This is a genomic window from Curtobacterium poinsettiae (assembly GCF_047226435.1).
Lineage (GTDB): Bacteria > Actinomycetota > Actinomycetes > Actinomycetales > Microbacteriaceae > Curtobacterium > Curtobacterium poinsettiae.
In genome coordinates, this window is the sequence record NZ_CP178434.1 from 961370 (window position 1) to 977102 (window position 15733).

The 15733-nt window shown below is 71.6% G+C and carries 15 protein-coding genes; 12 read left to right on the forward strand and 3 right to left on the reverse strand.

What is annotated here, in order from left to right; translation table 11 throughout:
- Positions 1–79 precede the first annotated feature (79 nt).
- From gatC to ACL00U_RS04560, 5 genes are all read left to right on the forward strand, one after another.
- Positions 80–379: an Asp-tRNA(Asn)/Glu-tRNA(Gln) amidotransferase subunit GatC gene (gene gatC / locus ACL00U_RS04540; protein ID WP_017887005.1), complete on the forward strand. Its 300-nt coding sequence runs from the start codon at positions 80–82 to the stop codon at positions 377–379.
- Between the two features lie 11 nt (positions 380–390).
- Positions 391–1938: an Asp-tRNA(Asn)/Glu-tRNA(Gln) amidotransferase subunit GatA gene (gene gatA / locus ACL00U_RS04545; RefSeq protein ID WP_017887004.1), complete on the forward strand. Its 1548-nt coding sequence runs from the start codon at positions 391–393 to the stop codon at positions 1936–1938.
- Positions 1938–3443, forward strand: coding sequence for an Asp-tRNA(Asn)/Glu-tRNA(Gln) amidotransferase subunit GatB (gene gatB, locus ACL00U_RS04550; protein WP_017887003.1), 1506 nt, complete (start codon positions 1938–1940; stop codon positions 3441–3443). The genes gatA and gatB overlap by 1 nt, the downstream gene beginning before the upstream one ends.
- Positions 3444–3553: 110 nt before the next feature.
- Positions 3554–4693, forward strand: coding sequence for a type III polyketide synthase (locus ACL00U_RS04555; RefSeq protein WP_017887002.1), 1140 nt, complete (start codon positions 3554–3556; stop codon positions 4691–4693).
- A complete protein-coding gene (locus ACL00U_RS04560) occupies positions 4690–5412 on the forward strand; it encodes a methyltransferase domain-containing protein (RefSeq protein WP_017887001.1) in 723 nt (240 codons plus the stop codon). Before ACL00U_RS04555 ends, ACL00U_RS04560 begins: the two co-directional genes overlap by 4 nt.
- Positions 5413–5521: 109 nt before the next feature.
- Here ACL00U_RS04560 and ACL00U_RS04565 read toward each other — a convergent pair whose 3' ends face one another.
- Positions 5522–6571 (reverse strand): zinc-dependent alcohol dehydrogenase family protein, encoded by a 1050-nt coding sequence (locus ACL00U_RS04565; RefSeq protein ID WP_412873869.1) that lies wholly within the window; start codon positions 6569–6571, stop codon positions 5522–5524.
- 80 nt (positions 6572–6651) lie between these two features.
- Between ACL00U_RS04565 and ACL00U_RS04570 the strand changes: the two genes are divergently transcribed.
- Positions 6652–7605: a DUF3097 domain-containing protein gene (locus tag ACL00U_RS04570; RefSeq protein ID WP_017886999.1), complete on the forward strand. Its 954-nt coding sequence runs from the start codon at positions 6652–6654 to the stop codon at positions 7603–7605.
- A 70-nt stretch (positions 7606–7675) separates the two neighbouring features.
- Complete coding sequence (locus ACL00U_RS04575; protein WP_017886998.1) at positions 7676–8329, forward strand: hypothetical protein; 654 nt, start codon at positions 7676–7678, stop codon at positions 8327–8329.
- A 274-nt stretch (positions 8330–8603) separates the two neighbouring features.
- On the opposite strand, the gene ACL00U_RS04580 is transcribed toward ACL00U_RS04575, so the two are convergent.
- Positions 8604–9617 carry a LacI family DNA-binding transcriptional regulator gene (locus ACL00U_RS04580; protein ID WP_071251186.1) on the reverse strand — a complete coding sequence of 338 codons (1014 nt, stop codon included), beginning with the start codon at positions 9615–9617 and terminating at the stop codon, positions 8604–8606.
- The gene (locus ACL00U_RS04585; RefSeq protein ID WP_259496479.1) at positions 9614–10036 is read right to left on the reverse strand and encodes a DUF3054 domain-containing protein; all 423 of its coding nucleotides are present in this window, start codon (positions 10034–10036) and stop codon (positions 9614–9616) included. Before ACL00U_RS04585 ends, ACL00U_RS04580 begins: the two co-directional genes overlap by 4 nt.
- Positions 10037–10167: 131 nt before the next feature.
- On the opposite strand from ACL00U_RS04585, the gene ACL00U_RS04590 reads away from it, so the two are divergent.
- The 5 genes from ACL00U_RS04590 to ACL00U_RS04610 all read left to right on the forward strand — a co-directional run bounded on the left by ACL00U_RS04590 (position 10168) and on the right by ACL00U_RS04610 (position 15685).
- Positions 10168–11112 (forward strand): hypothetical protein, encoded by a 945-nt coding sequence (locus ACL00U_RS04590; protein ID WP_412873870.1) that lies wholly within the window; start codon positions 10168–10170, stop codon positions 11110–11112.
- Between the two features lie 481 nt (positions 11113–11593).
- A complete protein-coding gene (locus ACL00U_RS04595; RefSeq protein ID WP_056073040.1) occupies positions 11594–12748 on the forward strand; it encodes an extracellular solute-binding protein in 1155 nt (384 codons plus the stop codon).
- A complete protein-coding gene (locus ACL00U_RS04600; protein WP_017886993.1) occupies positions 12745–13779 on the forward strand; it encodes an ABC transporter permease in 1035 nt (344 codons plus the stop codon). Before ACL00U_RS04595 ends, ACL00U_RS04600 begins: the two co-directional genes overlap by 4 nt.
- Positions 13776–14588: an ABC transporter permease gene (locus ACL00U_RS04605; RefSeq protein ID WP_017886992.1), complete on the forward strand. Its 813-nt coding sequence runs from the start codon at positions 13776–13778 to the stop codon at positions 14586–14588. Before ACL00U_RS04600 ends, ACL00U_RS04605 begins: the two co-directional genes overlap by 4 nt.
- Positions 14585–15685 carry an ABC transporter ATP-binding protein gene (locus ACL00U_RS04610; protein WP_017886991.1) on the forward strand — a complete coding sequence of 367 codons (1101 nt, stop codon included), beginning with the start codon at positions 14585–14587 and terminating at the stop codon, positions 15683–15685. The genes ACL00U_RS04605 and ACL00U_RS04610 overlap by 4 nt, the downstream gene beginning before the upstream one ends.
- Positions 15686–15733 lie beyond the last annotated feature (48 nt).

A 15733-nucleotide genomic window follows, 5' to 3' on the forward strand; every position in this document is an offset into this window, starting at 1 on the left:
CGTTGTCCACAGCCGCGCCTGCGCGCTCGACGCAGCCAATAGACTGTTGGGCATTCCACGAACCGATCGACGGAGCACCATGCCTGACATCACGAGCGAGCAGGTCGCGCACCTGGCGAACCTCGCACGTATCGCACTCACGCCCGACGAGATCGAGAAGCTGACCGGGGAGCTGTCGCACATCGTCGAGAGCGTCGCCAAGGTCGCCGAGGTCGCGACCGACGACGTCCCGGCGACGAGCCACCCCGTGCCGCTCGGCAACGTCACCCGACCCGACGTGGTCGGCACGACGCTGACGCAGGAGCAGGCGCTCTCCGGGGCGCCCGACTCCGACGGCGAACGGTTCCGCGTGACCGCCATCCTCGGCGAAGAACAGTAGGGCGAAGAACAGTGACCGACGACATCACCAAGCTGAGCGCCGCGGCGCTCGCCGACGCCCTGGTGGCCCGCGACGTCTCGAGCGTCGAGGCCACCCAGGCCCACCTCGACCGGATCGCCGCCGTCGACGGCGACGTGCACGCGTTCCTGCACGTCAACCAGAACGCCCTGGCAGCCGCGAAGTCGATCGACTCGCGCCGTGCCGCGGGCGACGACCTCGGTCCGCTCGCGGGTGTGCCGATCGCCGTCAAGGACGTCCTGTGCACGCAGGACATGCCGACGACCTCGGGGTCCAAGATCCTCGAAGGCTGGGTGCCGCCGTACGACGCGACCCCTGTCGCGAAGCTCCGCGCCGCCGGCCTCGTGCCGCTCGGCAAGACCAACATGGACGAGTTCGCGATGGGCTCGACCACCGAGTTCTCGGCCTACGGGCCCACCCGCAACCCGTGGGACCTCGACCGGATCCCCGGCGGGTCCGGTGGTGGCTCGGCCGCTGCGGTCGCGGCGCACGAGGCACCGCTGGCCCTCGGGTCCGACACAGGTGGCTCCATCCGCCAGCCGGGTGCGGTGACGGGCACGGTCGGTGTGAAGCCGACCTACGGCGGGGTGAGCCGCTACGGCGCCATCGCCCTGGCGTCCAGCCTCGACCAGATCGGTCCGGTGTCCCGCACGGTCCTCGACGCCGCGCTCCTGCACGACGTCATCGGCGGGCACGACCCGAAGGACTCCACGTCCATCCCGGACGCCTGGCCCTCGATGGCCGCCGCCGCACGCGAAGGGCTGCAGGCGGACACGCTCCGCGGCCTGCGGGTCGGCGTGGTCAAGGAACTCGCCGGTGGTGACGGCTTCCAGGCCGGTGTCACGCAGCGTTTCCAGGAGACCGTCGCGCTGCTCGAGTCGGCCGGCGCGGTCGTCGTCGAGATCGATGCGCCGTCGTTCGCGTACGCCATCAGCGCGTACTACCTGATCCTCCCGGCCGAGGCGTCGTCGAACCTCGCCAAGTTCGACTCGGTGCGCTTCGGCCTCCGCGTCACGCCCGAGAACGGTGCCACCGTCGAGGACGTCATGGCCGCCACGCGTGAAGCCGGCTTCGGGCCCGAGGTCAAGCGGCGCATCATCCTCGGCACCTACGCCCTGAGCGCCGGGTACTACGACGCCTACTACGGCTCGGCGCAGAAGGTCCGCACGCTCGTGCAGCGCGACTTCCAGGCCGCGTTCGAGCAGGTCGACCTGCTCGTCAGCCCGTCCGCGCCGACGACCGCGTTCCCGATCGGTGAGCGCATCGACGACCCGCTGGCGATGTACCTCAACGACCTCACGACGATCCCGGCGAACCTGGCCGGCGTGCCCGGCATGAGCATCCCGAACGGTCTCGCGCCCGAGGACGGCCTGCCCGTCGGCGTGCAGCTCATGGCGCCCCAGCGCGAGGACGCCCGGCTGTACCGCTACGGTGCCGCGCTCGAGCGTCTGCTCGAACAGCAGTGGGGCGCACCGCTCATCGCGTCCGTCCCGGACCTCGACCAGAGTCAGCAGTCCGCTGCGCAGGAAGGTGTGATCTGATGGCGCAGAAGGACGCGCTGATGGACTTCGACGAGGCGCTCGAGCGCTACGAGCCGGTGCTCGGCTTCGAGGTCCACGTCGAACTCGCGACGAAGACCAAGATGTTCTCGGACGCCCCGAACTTCTTCGGCGGCGAACCCAACACGAACGTCACCCCGGTCGACCTCGGGCTGCCCGGATCGCTGCCGGTCGTGAACGCGCAGGCCGTGCGGTACTCGATCCAGCTCGGGCTCGCGCTCGGCTGCTCGATCGCCGAGTCCTCGCGGTTCGCCCGGAAGAACTACTTCTACCCGGACAACCCGAAGAACTACCAGGTCTCGCAGTACGACGAGCCCATCGCCTACGAGGGCGAGGTCGAGGTCGAGCTCGCCGACGGCACGATCTACAACATCCCGATCGAGCGCGCCCACATGGAAGAGGACGCCGGCAAGCTGACCCACGTCGGTGGCGCCACCGGCCGCATCCAGGGTGCCGAGTACTCGCTCGTCGACTACAACCGTGCCGGTGTGCCGCTGGTCGAGATCGTCACGAAGCCGATCTTCGGTGCCGAGCACCGCGCCCCCGAGCTCGGTGCGGCGTACGTGCAGGTCATCCGCGACCTCGTCCGGGCGCTCGGTGTCTCCGAGGCGCGCATGGAGCGCGGCAACCTGCGGTGCGACGCGAACATCTCGCTGCGTCCCCGCGGGCAGGAGAAGCTCGGCACCCGCACCGAGACGAAGAACGTCAACTCGTTCCGCGCCGTCGAGCGTGCGATCCGCTACGAGATCCAGCGTCAGGCCGCGATCCTCGCCGCCGGTGGCTCGATCACGCAGGAGACCCGCCACTGGCACGAGGACACCGGTCGCACCTCGGCCGGTCGCCCGAAGTCGGACGCCGACGACTACCGGTACTTCCCGGAGCCTGACCTGCTGCCCGTCGTGCCCGACCCGGCCGTCGTGGCGGAGCTCCGGGCCTCGCTGCCCGAGGCCCCCGTCGCACGTCGCCGTCGTCTGAAGGCGGACTGGGGCTTCGCCGACCTGGAGTTCCAGGACGTCGTCAACGGCGGGCTGCTCGACGAGGTCGAGGGCACCGTCGCCGCCGGCGCCGCACCGCAGGCCGCCCGCAAGTGGTGGACCGGTGAGATCAGCCGCGTCGCCAACGCGCAGGACGCCGCCCCCGGTGACCTGGTGTCGCCGAAGCACGTCGCCGAGGTCATCGCGCTCGTCGAGTCCGGTGACCTGACCGACCGCCTGGCGCGCCAGGTGCTCGAGGGCGTCATCGCGGGCGAGGGTTCGCCGGCCCAGGTCGTCGAGGCCCGGGGGCTCAAGGTCGTCTCGGACGACTCCGCCCTGACCGCCGCGGTCGACGAAGCGCTCGCGGCGCAGCCCGACGTGCTGGCCAAGATCCAGGACGGCAAGGTCCAGGCGGCCGGAGCCATCATCGGTGCCGTCATGAAGGCCATGAAGGGCCAGGCCGACGCCGCACGCGTGCGTGAACTCGTGCTCGAGCGCGCGCAGCAGTCGTAGGCGGTCCCACCTCGCAAGGGCACGGTACCGGTCGGTGCCGTGCCCTCCGTGCGTCCCGGTTGCCGTGTGCATCCTGGGGACACGTCAGCGATCGGGTGACAGGATGAACCGTGTCCGCAACGATCCGCGCCATCGGAACCGCCGTCCCCGAGACGACCCTCGACCAGCCCCGGGTGCGTGACCTCTTCTCTGCCCAACCCGACCTCGGGCGGCTCGGCCAGCGCCTGGTCCCCGCCGCGTTCGACGGGTCGGCGGTCGACCAGCGGCACACCGTCCTCGAGGAACTCGACTCCGCACGTGCCGGCGGTGCCTTCCGTGACGACGACGGCACCCTGCGCTCGCCGTCCACCGGTTCGCGCAACGACCGGTACCGCGAACTCGCCCCGCCGTTGTTCGTCGGCGCCGCCCGTGACGCCGTCGAACGTGCCGGCATCGCGCCCGATTCCGTCACGCACCTGGTGACCGTGTCGTGCACCGGGTTCACGCAGCCCGGGCCCGACATCGACGTCGTCGAGCAGCTCGGACTCCCCGCCGGGGTCTTCCGGCACCACATCGGCTTCATGGGGTGCTGCGCCGCGTTCCCCGCGCTCCGGATCGCCGCCGCGTTCGTCGACCAGGACCCGGACGCCGTCGTGCTCGTGGTGTGCGGTGAACTCTGCACCCTGCACGTCCGCGCCTCGAACGACCCCGACCAGATCGTCGCGAACAGCGTCTTCGGCGATGGTGCGGCAGCCGCGGTCGTCGCCCGGGACGGAGCCGGCCTGCGCTTCGACGACTTCACGACGGCCGTGGTGCCCGAAGGGGCGTCCGAGATGGCGTGGAACATCGGGGACGAGGGGTTCGAGATGGTCCTGTCCACCGCCGTGCCGAAGCTCGTCGGCCTGCACGTCCCGAGCGCCGTGCAACCGCTGCTCGACGGCGGGCCGGCGTCGGACGTGCCGGTGTGGGCGGTGCACCCGGGCGGCCGCGCCATCCTCGACCGCACCCAGGAGTCCCTCGGCCTGCCCGACAGCGCGATGGAGTCGAGCCGGCGGGTGCTGCGGGAACACGGCAACATGTCGAGCGCCACCGTGCTCTTCGTGCTCCGTGACGCCGTCGACGCCGGCATGGCTGACGGCAGCGCGGTCGTCGCGCTGGCCTTCGGTCCCGGCCTGACGGTGGAGAGCGCCCGGCTCACCGCGGTGCGGACCGAGGCGTCGCTCGCCGGAGAGCCGCTGCGCGTGCCCGTCGCGACCACGGGCGCGGCGTGAGCCGTCCGGACGGCGGCACCACGGGCCTCCCGGCCGTCGACCTGCGCACCCGCGCGCTCGACCTGACCGAGCTGATGGACGACCCGGACTGCGATCCGCGCGCGCTCGCCCGCACCTTCCGGCGCTTCGCCGTCGTGAACGCGCTCGTCAGCGGCTGGCGCGCGGCCTGGCGCTCGCACGTCGTGCCCGCGCTGCCCGCACAGGGGCGTGGCCGCGTGCTCGACCTGGGGTGCGGCGGCGGCGACCTGGCCCGGTCGCTGGTGCGGTGGGCGGCGAGTGACGGCTTCGACCTCGAGGTCGTCGGTGTCGACCCCGACGAACGCGCCATCGCCGCCGCACGGCGGTCCTCACCGGCCGGGGTGACGTTCCGGCAGCAGTCGAGCGGCGACCTGGTCGCTGCGGGCGAGCGGTTCGACGTCGTCGTCTCGAACCACGTGCTGCACCACCTGGGCGACGAGGAACGGCGGGGGTTCCTGGCCGATTCCGAGCTGCTCGCGAGCGGACGCAGCCTGCACTCCGACATCCGACGGTCGTCGGCCGCCTACCGCGCGTACGCGCTGGCGTCACCGCTCGTCGCGACGGGGACCTTCGTCCGGGTCGACGGCCTGCGGTCCATCCGACGGAGCTTCACGGTGCCCGAACTCCGCGATGTGCTCCCCGGTGGGTGGCGGGCCGAGGCGGCTGCGCCGCACCGGGTGCTGGCGATCCGCGACGCGTGACCGGGCGGCGTCCGGTGGTCGGGACGCGACCAGACGACGGACGGGAGGCCCGTGGCGACGCCGCCACGGGCCTCCCGTCCGTCTGCCGGTGCGTCCACGACGCACGCCGCTACGGGCGCAGCAGCACCTTGATGGCCCGGCGCTCGTCCATCGCGCGGTAGGCCTCGGCGGCCTCGTCGAGCGGCAGCTCCAGGTCGAAGACGCGACCGGGGTCGATCGCGCCGGAGAGCACGTCCGGCAGCAGCTCCGGGATGTACTTCCGGGCCGGGGCCATGCCGCCCGCGATCGCGATGTTCGTGTCGAAGAGGTAGCGCGTGCCGATCGTCGGCACCCCGTGCGGGACCCCGACGAAGCCGACGTTGCCGCCGGGCCGGACCGAGTGCAGCGCCTGGTCCATGCTCTCCTCGGTGCCGACGGCCTCGACCCCGCAGTCCGCCAGGTCGCCGCCGAGCAGCGCGCGGACCGCCGCGACGCCCTCGTCGCCGCGTTCCGCCACGATGTCGGTGGCACCGAACTCGCGGGCGAGCGCCTGACGGTCGGCGTGCCGGCTCATTGCGATGATGCGCTCCGCACCGAGCCGCTTCGACGCGAGGACGGCGGACAGGCCGACCGCGCCGTCGCCGACCACGACGACGGTCTTGCCGGGGCCGACCGCTGCCGACACGGCGGCGTGGTGGCCGGTCGAGAAGACGTCGGACAGGGTGAGCAGCGACGGCACCAGGGCGGGGTCGACCGGGCCGGGGACCGCGACGAGCGTGGCGTCGGCGTCCGGGATCCGCACGTACTCGGCCTGTGCGCCACCGACGGGGTCGCCGTGGGCGTCCGTGCTGCCGAAGCCGGACAGGTGGTCGCAGCCGGTGGTCATGCCGTTGCGGCAGGCCTGGCACGTGCCGTCGTTCATGGTGAAGGGGGAGATGACGAAGTCGCCCTCGTGCAGGCCCGTGACGTCGTCACCGACGGCGACGACCTCGCCGACGAGCTCGTGCCCGATCGGCCGGGGCTGCTTCGTCTCGGTGACGCCGCGGTAGGGCCAGAGGTCCGACCCGCAGACACAGGCCGCGAGGACCTTGACGACGACGTCCTTGCCGGACAGGAGTCCGGGACGGTCGCGCTCCTCGACGCGGATGTCGTTCGGGGCGTGGATGATCGCTGCGCGCACGGGCGGGCCTTCCGTCGAGATGGTGGGGAACCGGCGCGGTCGACGTCGTCCGGGCCGTCGTCGACAGTACCCTCGTGCGGGTGGACGACGACCGGTACGGCGGCGATGTGCTCTCGGGGGACTGGCGCTCGCGCGGGGTGAAGAAGGTGCGGCAGGTGCCGCTCGAACGGGACATGGTGCTCGAGGACCCGGACTCCGGGTGGGCCGGTGCCGTGGTGGGGCTCGAGGCGGGCAACATCGCGCTCGAGGACTGGAAGGGCCGCACGCGCTCCTTCCCCTTCACCGGGCAGTTCCTGCTCGAGGGTGAGTTGGTGACGCTGGGGCGGCCGTCGGCGCCGGTCGGTCGTTCTGCCGGGGGTGCCGCTGGCCGGGCTGGTGCTGCTGGTTCCGTCGGTGCCGTGCACGCGGACTGGAGGCCCGGGGCCGCGCCCGCCGTGCGGCAGGCGTCCGACGGTGGTCGCCTCCGCACCGCGTCCGGATCGTTCGCCGTGGAGTCGCAGCGTGCTCGGGTGGCGCTCCCCAGCCGCATCATGGTCGAGGGCAAGCACGACGCCGAACTCGTCGAGAAGGTCTGGGGCGCCGACCTGCGCGTCGAGGGCGTCGTGGTCGAGGAACTCTCCGGCGTCGACAACCTGGCCGCGGTGCTCGACGAGTTCCAGCCGACGCGGGAGCGGCGGGTCGGGGTGCTCGTCGACCACCTGGTGCCCGGGTCGAAGGAGTCCCGCTTCGCCGACGCCGTGATGCGCGGCAAGTGGGGCGCGCACGTGCTCGTCGTCGGGCACCCGTTCGTCGACGTCTGGCAGTCGGTCAAGCCGGCGCGGGTCGGGCTGCGGGCGTGGCCGACGATCCCGCGCTCGATCGAGTGGAAGGCGGGCATCTGCCAGGCGCTCGGGTGGCCGCACGCCGAGCAGGCCGACATCGCTCGGGCGTGGCAGCGGATCCTCGGGCAGGTGCGCACCTTCGCCGACCTCGAGCCGGAGCTGCTCGGCCGCGTCGAGGAGCTGATCGACTTCGTGACGGAACCACAGGCCTGAGGACCGGCGGATTGCCCGACCGGCGCGGTGCGCCGGGGGTGATCCGCGCCTCCAGGCCTACTGTTGGGGGATGGACGGCATCGACGGGCGCGTGCGGGGCGCGGTCGACCTGTGGCTGCGCTGGCTGCCGCGCTGGCAGATCGGGACCGCCCGCCCGCGCACGCGCATCTGCCGGAAGTGCACCGGATCCCCGATCGCCGCGGCCGCGGGGTTCGGACCCGACGTGCCGCACGCCGTCCAGCACGCGCTGATCGGGCGGATCTCGACCATCGTCGAGGACGCCGTCGACGACTACACGGCGAAGAACCTGCCGTTGCTGCAGCGTGAGCTCGAGCGCGCGGCGGCCCGGAAGCGGCACGCGGGGTACCAGCCGGCCGAGGGGTTGTCGCCTGAGTTCCAGGGCCTCGACGTGGACCCCGAGCCGTCGCCGGGGTCGCCGTTCCTGTTCACGCTCGGCGAGCTGGCCGGCACCGGCGCGGGGGAGCAGACGCCGCGCGAGCCGTTGTCCGACGAGGCGAAGGCCGCGCTCCGGCACGAGATCGCGCTGTCCGACGAGTGCGCTCGGTCGACCGGTACCGCGGTGTGCCTGGCGCTCATCGACCACCGCCCGCGGATCGCCGAGGCCGTCGAACGCCTGGTCGAGCCGCAGATCGAGGCGCTGGTGTCCGACATGTTCCGCGGGTTCGACGGTCCGGAGGACGGGCCGCGCTCGGGCTTGTTCTAGGCGGGGGCGGGCGGCTGCGGGCGTGGCCGTGGGCGGAAGCCGCACGGTGCTGTCTGTGTCGGCCCGTGCGAGGTTGACCGCTCGGTGCGCGCTTGTAGCGCCGCACCGAGCCACCACGGTGGCACCGCTTGACGAACCTCGCACCGTGCGTGCTGCTCGAACCTCGCACCGCATCACGAATCGTGCGCGGTTTGCGCGACCTCGCACCGTGCGCGGTGCCCGGAGCCTGCACGGGGTGAGTCGACGCGCACCGTGCGAGGTCAGCGGGCCGGCGTCAGCGGGGGAGCAGGGTGCGGCCGGGGATCACGGTGCCGCGCAGTGACCGGTGCTCGACCGGGCGCGTGGGGTCGTCGATGCGGCCGATGACCAGGTCGATGGCCTCGCGGCCGATGCGCTCGATCGGTTGCTCGAGTGTCGTGAAGCCGATCCAGTCGCTCGCCAGCGGGTAGACGCCGTCGAACCCGGTGACGGAGAGGTCGCGCGGGACCTCGACACCGCGGCGGGCGAGCGCCTCGCACACGTCGAGCATGAGCCGGTCGGTCGGACACATCACCGCGGTCACGCCAGATTCCTGCACGGCGTCCACCAGGTCGGCGGCGAGGTCGTCGGGTGGCCGCACGAAGCTCGCGTCGATGTCGATCACCCGGACGCCACGTGCTCGGAGCCGCTCGACCATCGCCGACGATCGCGCGTGCTGCGTGATGGCGTCGTCGAGCGGGACCGTGAACACCACTGCCGTGGTGTGGCCGGCATCGGCGACGGCGTCCGCGATGGAAGCCCCACCGTCGACCTCGTCGCAGTAGACGCTCGAGAGCGCCGGATGCAGCTCGGGCCGACCGGCGACGACGGTGGCGATGCGGGGTGCGAACTCGGCGATGTCGGCGGACGGCATCAGGCCGCTGCACACGACCAGGCCGTCGACGCGCATCGACACGAGGGCGGCGAGGGCGGACTTCTCGTCCTCGACCCGGCCGACGCCCGTCGTGGTGACGACGCGGTAGCCGAGCTCCGATGCGCGGCGCTCCATCACGGCGTGCAGTGCGGTGTAGACCATCGACGAGGCGTCACGGACGAGCATCCCGATCGTGTTCGTGCGCCCGCTGACCAGCCCGCGGGCCATCGCGTTCGCGACGTACCCGAGCTCGGTCGCGGCGCGTTCGACTCGCTCACGCGTCTCGTCGGAGAACCGACCTGTTCCGGAGAGGACCCGGCTCACCGCCGACTTCGAGACACCCGCACGTGCGGCGACGTCGAGGATGGTCGGCTGGGAACCGCGGCTGCCGTTCACGCGTCGGTCGCTGCAGCATCCTGCCGCGACCGCGACGCGGCGAACCGGAGCACACCGCGGACGATCGCCCGCCAACCGAGCAGGAACACCCCCAGCACGATCGTGGCGACGATGACGAACGAGATCGGCAGCGGGTTGCCGTCGACGTCGCCCTGGCCGGTGACGACACGGATCGCCAGACCGACGAAGACCGTCAGCACCCAGACCACGACGCCGGTCGGCCACAAACGCAGTGGTCGTGCCCAGGCTCCGCTCGCCACGTACCCGATCGCCCAACCGGCCAGGAACGGGTAGGCGGTCGTCCACAGCGCCAGCGCCGTGTTCGCCTCACCATGGGACGAGCGCCCGATGAGCGCGAAGACGACGATGAGGACGACGTCGATGACGGCTGCGAGCCAACCCCAGATGCGTGCGTTCACCCGCTCATTCTCGCAGGCCTCGGGCTGCTCGCTCATTCCTCCACAAGGTGCTCGGCGCGGCTGCTCCTCCACAGCAAGCCCACGCGGTGCTGCTCCGAAGGCGGAGGATCCGGAGCATCACGAGTATGTCGATGAACCTCAAGCTCGCACCGGTCCCCGAAGTCCTCACGTTCCGAACCTCAGCCCAGCGCCCCGACGAGTCCGATGTCATCAGACGTCGGGCCGCTGCGAGGGAGCTCACACGGGTAGCACGCGGACTCTATGCGGAGTCTTCGGGATGGGCCGCACTCCGCCCCACTGAACAGCACCACCTCCGGCTGCGCTCGTTCGCCGACCGGATCCGGCCAGGAGACCTGATCTCACACGTCTCCGCCGCCGTCGTGTTCGGTGTACCCCTGCTCACCCCGCCACCGACCCGGATCCACGTGACCTCACGCGGTGCCGACCGGCGCACCACCAACGCGACCTTCGTGGTGCACGCCGACCTCGACGCCGAACGGAACGAGCGTCCGGTCGCCACGCCCGACGGGCTGCTGTTGTGCGGACTCGATCGGCTGGCGACCGACCTCGCACTCACACTGCCGTTCACCGACGCAGTCGTGTCCCTCGATGCGCTCCTGCGTCGCGAGGTCGAGCGCGAGGACGTCCTATCGGCGATCGAGCGGCGCGGGCAGAAGGGACGACGTCGGGCACTCCGGGCGATCGGGTTCGCCGATGCCGCATCGGACTCACCGGGGGAGTCGTACGCACGAGCGCGGTTCGACCAGTTCGGGACACCACCGCCGGTCCTCCAGCACCGCTTCCGGGCAATCGGCGAGCCGGACATCGTGGTGGACTTCTGGTTCCCGGATGCCGGGGTCGTGGTCGAGTTCGACGGAGCCGTGAAGTACCGGAGCAGTGCGTACCTGCGGGGACGGACACCGGAGGAAGCGCTGTTCGACGAGAAGATCCGGGAAGACCGGCTCCGCGCGTTCCCCGAGGTGCGAACCGTGGTGCGGCTCACCTGGTCGGACCTGCGCAACGAGTGGGTCCTCCGCGCGAAGCTCCGCAAGGCCGGAGTCCGCATGTCGCGCTGAGGGCCATCAGTCACGCACCGTGCGAGATTATTCGGCATCTTGCCGGTGCGCACGGTGCGCGGTTCGTCGCCCACCGCGGACCTGGCCGCTCGGTGCGGGGTCGTCGGCAGCGAACGGGGCCGCGCACCGTGCATCGTTCGCCGGTCGGGGGCGAGCAGCCCGCTCCGTGCCGGGTTGTAGCCGGGCACGAAGCCGTCAACCCCGCACGGGGCGTCGGAACTCGCACCGTGCGCCCTCACCCCGCCCGCCGCCCGCGCCCACCGCCCGCCCTCGCCCACCACCCGCGCCCCGCACCCGGAGTTCACCCGGCGGCGACGCCGGAGGCACCCGGAGTTCACCCGGCAGCGCCACACTCGACCCCGGCGCGGGAACGTTCCCACACGGCCCGCCCGACCAGCACCCCGCACCACCGCACGCACCCCGCACCACCCCCACCCCGCACGACCCCCACCGCATCACCCACGGAACAGGGAGTACCCACGTGAAGACCCGAGCCCTCGCCGGCCTCGCCATCGCGGCAGCCGCGACCGTCGCACTCTCCGGCTGCGTCCAGAGCGCCAACGCCTCGAACGCTGCCGACGGCAACGGCACCACCAGCCTCACCGTGTTCATCAGCGGCGACACCAACGTCCAGGACCTCTGGGACAAGTCGCTCATCCCCGCCTTCGAGAAGGCGAACCCGAAGATCAAGGTCAGCACGAGCATCGACCTGCACGGCGAGCACGACGCCCAGACGCAGGCGAACCTCGCGACCGCGGTCAAGGCCGGCAAGTCCGTCGCGTACGACCTCGTCGACGCCGGCTTCGTCACCACCGCCGGCAAGGCCGGGCTGCTCAGCACGGTCAGCGACAGCACCATCCCGAACCTCAAGGACGTCCCCGACGCCACGAAGCAGCAGGGCGGCGACAGCGCCATCCCGTACCGCGCCTCGAGCGTGCTGCTGGCGTACGACGCGAAGAAGGTCACGGACCCGCCGAAGACCCTCGACGACCTGCTCGCCTGGATCAAGGCCAACCCGGGCGAGTTCGCCTACAACTCCCCGTCGTCCGGCGGTTCGGGTGGCTCGTTCGTGGCCACGGTGCTCGCGAAGTACCTGACGCCCGCCGAGCAGGAGACGATGCAGACGAAGTACGACAAGTCGCTCGAGTCGAAGTGGGACAAGGGCTTCGCGGCCCTGAAGGACCTCGGCCCGTCGACGTACCAGAAGGGCGTCTACCCGAACGGCAACGACCAGGTCGTGCAGCTGCTCGGCAGCGGTCAGATCGCGATGGCCCCGGTCTGGAGCGACCAGTTCATCACCTCGCAGAAGACCGGCATCATCCCGAAGACCACCAAGGCCGTGCAGATCGACGACCCGTCGTTCACCGGCAGCGCGAGCTTCCTCGGCATCCCGAAGACCGAGCCCAAGGAGAAGAAGGCGGCAGCCGAGAAGCTCGCCGACTTCGTGCTCAGCGCGAAGGGGCAGCAGCTCGTCGCGAGCGCCGTCTCCGGCTACCCGGTGATCCCGCTCGACAGCCTGCCGAAGTCGGTCGCCGAGCAGTTCACCGACGCGAACCCCTCGCAGCTCCGCCTCGGGTTCCAGAGCGACTTCGCCGCTGACATGAACGCGGCGTGGGACGCGAAGGTCCCGCAGTGACCCAGACCGTCCAGGACGGCCCAGCAACCGGCCGGGAGGCCCGTGGCGACTCCGCCACTGGCCTCCCGCCCGTCCCGCCCCACGCCCAGGGCCCGGCGCACCCCGCCGGCGGGCGCACGACGCAGGAACGGCTGGCCCGCCGCCGGCGGTGGCAGGGCCTCGCCCTCGTCGCCGCCCCGGTGCTCGTCGTCATCCTGTTCGTCGGCGTCCCGGTGGTGAACGCCGCCCTGTTCAGCCTCGGGTTCACCGGCGGCCTGAACCAGGCGCTCGCCGACATCGGCGGCGACACCGTGCGCGGCTTCTCGTTCGCGGTCTACACCACCCTGCTCGGCAACCCCACGTTCCTGCGTGACCTGGTCGCGACGCTCGGGGTCACGGCGCTGTCGACCGGCCTGACCGTGGGGCTGGCGGTCGTCGTCGCGGTGATCCTGCGGCTCCGCGGAGGCTTCCTCGGCAAGACCCTCAGCGTCCTGGCCGTGGTGCCGATCTTCGTGCCGGTGGTCATCGCGAGCTGGTCGATCCTGACCTTCACCGACGCGCAGGGCTTCCTCCGCAGCCTCGGGGCGCAGTTCGGCCTCGACGTCCCGGTGTGGGGCTACACCCTCGTCGCCGTGGTGTTCGGCAGCGTCTGGACCAGCCTGCCGTTCGCGGTGCTGATGATCGCCGGGGCGCTCCAGGGCACCCCGGATGCCCTGGTCGAGGCCGCGAAGGACGCCGGGGCGAGCACCTGGCGCGTCGTCTGGCAGGTGCTCCTGCCGATGGCCGCGACCCCGCTCGTCATCGCGACGACGTTCACCGTCATCGGGGTCCTCGGGTCGTTCACCGTGCCGTACTTCACCGGCCCGAACGCCCCGACGATGCTCGGCGTCGACATCTCGAAGTACTTCCAGGCCTACAACCGTCCGCAGCAGTCGACGGCGATGGCGTTCATCGTGTTCGCGTTCGCCGCGGCCGCGAGCGTCTTCTACCTCCGCTCGACGGTCCGCTCGAACGCGGGCGAGCTCGACAAGAAGCGTCAGGAGCAGCAGTGATCAAGCGTCTGACCGGCAACGCCCTCGTCTGGGCGACCGCGATCGTGCTGGCGGTGTTCATCCTCGGTCCGCTCGTCTGGCTGGCCGCCCGTGCCTTCGCCACGACGTGGACCTACCCGAACCTGCTGCCCGACGGCTGGACCCTGCAGTGGTGGGGCACCGTGTTCGAGGACCGCAGCCTGGCCGTCGCGGTGCAGAACTCGCTCGTCCTCGCGCCGCTCACGGTCCTCATCGCCGCGGTCGTGTGCCTGCCCGCCGCCTGGGCGATCAGCCGCATCGAGTTCCCCGGGCGGCGGCTCGTGCTCGTCGGACTGTTTGCCACGAACGCGTTCCCGAAGATGGGCCTCTTCGTCACGATGTCGGCGATGTTCACCGCGCTGAACCTCATGAACACGGTGACCGGGATCCTGATCGTGCACGTCCTGGGCTGCGTCGTCTTCATGACGTGGCTGCCCGCCGCGGCGTTCTCGGCCGTGCCACGGTCCCTCGAGGAAGCCGCCCGCGACGCCGGGGCCAGCCGCTGGCGCACCTTCTGGAAGGTGACGTTCCCGATCGCCTGGCCGGGGATCCTCGTCGCGATGGTGATGTCGTTCCTGGCGTCCTTCGACGAGGCACAGGGCACGTACCTGGTCGGCGCCCCGACGTACATGACGATGCCGACGGCGATGTACTCGCTCGTCCTCAACTCCCCGCGTCAGGTCTCGGCGGTGTTCGCGATCGCGCTGAGCATCCCGTCCGTGGTCCTGCTGCTGCTCGCCCGGAAGCACATCATGGGCGGCCGTCTGGCGGACGGCTTCCAGATCCGATGACCACCACCAGCACGAAAGGCGACCAGATGACGGACAAGGCGCTCGTCGCGGAACGCACACCGGGCCTCCAGGCCGACGGCAGCACGACGGACCGGACCGGCGGACTCACCATCCGGGGACTGCGCAAGACGCTCGGCGGACGCGACGTCGTCGCGGGCATCGACCTCGACGTCGCGAAGGGCGAGCTCGTCTCGCTCCTCGGGCCGTCGGGCTGCGGCAAGACCACGACGCTCCGCATGGTGGCGGGGTTCCTGCCCGCCGACGGCGGCGTCGTGACGATGGGGGACCGCGACGTCACGTCGCTCGGTCCGGAGCGCCGACCGAGCGCGATGGTGTTCCAGAACTACGCGCTGTGGCCGCACATGACGGTGACGCAGAACGTCGCGTTCCCGCTGCGGACCCGACGGGTGCCGAAGCAGCGGGTCGCCGAGCGGGTGCGCGACGCGCTCGAGCTCGTCGGGCTGAGCCACCACGCCGGCTCGAAGCCGACCGCGATCTCGGGCGGTGAGCAGCAGCGCGTCGCCCTCGCCCGTGCGATCGTGCAGGAGCCGGACGTGCTGCTCCTCGACGAGCCGCTGTCGAACCTCGACGCGAAGCTCCGCGTGAGTGTCCGCGACGAGATCCGGCGCATCCAGCAGCGCCTCGGCATCACGACCGTGATCGTGACGCACGACCAGGACGAAGCGCTCAGCATCTCCGACCGGATCGCCGTCATGCACGACGGCCGGATCGAGCAGATCGCCACACCGACCGAGCTCTACGCCCGCCCCGCCACCGGGTTCGTCGCGTCGTTCATCGGTTCGACGAGCGTCGTCACCGGCCGGTTCCTCGCCGGCACGTCCGTCAGCCCGACCGCGGCCGACACGGTGCTGGTCCGCCCGGAGCAGGTCGTGCTCACGGACGACTCGCCGATCCGTGCGACCGTCGCACGGGTGCTCATGCGCGGCCACTTCGCCGAGGTCGTGCTCAGCACCGACGGCGCGGAGCTCCGCGCCTACGTCACCGGGCCACCGCCGGCGGTCGGCACCGAGACCGGGGTGCGCCTGGGCGAAGTGCTCGTGCACCGCGACGGCGTGCTGCTCGAGGTCGCACGATGAGCGCGGGGGTCCCGACGCCGGTTGCGGCCGTGTCGTCTGCGTCGGCTG